Annotated in this window: 2 protein-coding genes; both read left to right on the top strand. The window is 45.5% G+C overall.

The features are described 5' to 3' along the window. Positions 1 to 127 precede the first annotated feature (127 nt). Complete coding sequence (locus QL982_RS13540) at positions 128 to 1,060, top strand: OmpA family protein (RefSeq protein WP_290165321.1); 933 nt, start codon at positions 128 to 130, stop codon at positions 1,058 to 1,060. Between the two features lie 109 nt (positions 1,061 to 1,169). Then, on the top strand, positions 1,170 to 2,610 hold a 1,441-nt coding region (locus QL982_RS13545), incomplete at its 3' end, for an Ig-like domain-containing protein (RefSeq protein WP_290190389.1).

A 2,610-nucleotide genomic window follows, 5' to 3' on the forward strand; every position in this document is an offset into this window, starting at 1 on the left:
TGTGCTTTGTACTCAATAAAAAACTAGGTAATCCGCCACTTCAGTTTGATTTGCTTATTTCAAGTTGAGAGTGGGGTCTATTTAGCATGTTTTTTGTTACACCACATTGTTATGGAAGGATCGAGTCATGAGTCATAAAATTTTAGCGCTTTCTACCATTTGCCTAGCCGTCTCTTTCAATAGTGTGTCAGCGAACGCTGTTAACCTCATAAATAAAGATAACATAAAAGCGGTAGGCCATGTTAAATGGCATATGCAAGCTGAGGTAAATCCTGAAGCGTTAATCAATAAACAGATCCCAGAAGATAGTGTCAGTCTCTTTTTCATTAGGCCTGTGGATAACGACTCAGAGCAAACCAGCGCTAATGTCGCAATCAATGACAGATATCAAGTTAGCCTACAACCGGGAAGCTACACTCAAGTGTATTCGTGTGCTGGCATCAATCGCTTAAGCGTTGAAGTAACAGGTTCTAAAACAAATGATCTATTGAGCAATACTTTTGACGTTACTCTTGAACCAAATAACCACTATTTTTTTTACGTTGATGTAGACGACAAGAGCAATGCAACTATCCGGAAAATCGAGGCGTCCCAAGCGCCAAAGCATTTTGCTGACAAACGCTATCAAACACATCAAATCAGCCGCGTGGTGCCTAACTGTCCAGTGCTCGCGCCTGAGCCTGTTGCAGTACCAGCCCCCATATTAGAAGCACCAGTCAATATTGAACTAGAAGTACTGTTTGACAACGATAAAGCGATTGTGAAGCCTGAATACTACGAAAAAGTACAAACCGTCGCAGACTTTATGAATCAGTATAGCAACACCTCGGTCACCATCGAAGGTCATACCGACAGTAATGCTAGTGCCCGTTACAATCAACAGCTCTCAGAACGACGGGCAAATGCCATCAAACATATTCTAGTAACCAAGTTTGATATTGCTGAAGATCGTCTGTCAGCGATTGGATATGGAGAACAGCATCCAAGAGCGACAAACGAAACAGCCGCTGGTCGTCAGCTAAATCGCCGTGTGATTGCGGTTATCCAAGAGCGTGACTAACAGCCAGATTGGTTCCTATAAGACTCAAATAGTTAAAAACCTGAGAGATTAAACCTCCCATAAAATGATGACCAAACATGATGGGAGACTACATAAAGAGATTATCATCATGAAAACAGTTATCGTAAAAGTTCATAGCGCCAATAATACTACCCAAGAAATAGCCATTGCCACTAAGGATGGCCAGCCAAATACAATCAAAGCTGGTAAGTATGTAAACTATGAGGTTTTTGACACGTCAATCGATCGTGCGCCCAACCATATTATTACTAAGCGTGTTGACAATCATTTACATGTCTCATTTGAACGCGAAGGACAAGAAGTAGATCTGATTATTGAAGACTTTTATGATAACGACGACCAAGCCCTCATTGGTATCGCAGAAGATGGTACTTACTATCATTATATTCCTGATACAGGGCAAGTTTCTGACTATGTGACGCAGCTAGAAGCAGGTAATATCGAAGGTCAGGCGTTAGGCGGTGAAGAAATGGTGGCACCGTGGTGGGTTACTGCTCCTGCAGGTTTTCCATGGTGGCTAGGTTTGGGGTTAATTCCATTACCATTTATTAAAGATAACAAAGACTTTGATCCGATTGATCCGGTGAACGATGTTGAAGCGAATCCCGAAGTTGAAAGCATTGCCGAAGACACCGTATTGACTGGCAACGTCATCACCAATGATAGCGATGAAAATGGTGCAACCCTAACTGTTCAATCGGCCACCGTTGACGTTGACGGCACTGGTACGCCAGTGGCTTTAGTGCTAGGCACGGCAACCACACTTACCGCTACCGATGGCAGTGCGATTGGTGAGCTGACCTTGAATGCTGATGGCAGCTACCGCTTTGATCCGGTGCCTAACTTCAATGGTACCGTACCAACCGTGAACTACACAGTAACCGATCCTGATGGCAACACCGACGAGACCACCCTAGACATTAATATCACGCCGATCACCGATGCGATGCGTGATGACAATGAAGCCATTACCATTACTGAAGACAGTGGTGAGCAAACGGGGAATGTCTTAAACGTCACCGATGCCGACAGCGATTCTCACTCAGTCACCGGTTTCACTGTTGATGGCACTGACTATGCAGTTGGCGAAACCGCCACTACCGCAGCCGGCAGCATCACTATCGCAGCAGATGGCGCGTATACCTTTATGCCAGCGGCTAACTTCACGGGCGATATGCCTCAAGTGACGTACGCCATGGTAGACAACAACGATGCCACGGATACCGATACATCAACCCTAGATATCAAAATCACGCCCGTAGAGGATAATGACACCAATGAGCCGATGACGCTTGCGATGACGCCAGTGCCAACCTTTGAAGAAGGTAATACGTCTACCGGTGATACCGTGTCAACGGTTGTCGCAAGTGGTACGAATGACCCTGATGGGGAAGCGTACGAATACTCACTGACGGATACCAGTGGATTCTATGCAATCGATACAGCAACTGGCACCGTGACCTTAACCGAGGCAGGTGCAGCAGAAGTCAATGCCGGTCGCGATTTACCAGCATTTAGCGTCACCGCAG

The organism is Psychrobacter sp. 5A.1 (assembly GCF_030407455.1).
Classification (GTDB): Bacteria; Pseudomonadota; Gammaproteobacteria; order Pseudomonadales; family Moraxellaceae; genus Psychrobacter.

What these genes read in the sequence shown, in the direction of transcription:
- QL982_RS13540 (WP_290165321.1), top strand. Translation starts at nt 128, where the DNA reads ATGAGTCATAAAATTTTAGCGCTTTCTACCATTTGCCTAGCCGTCTCT.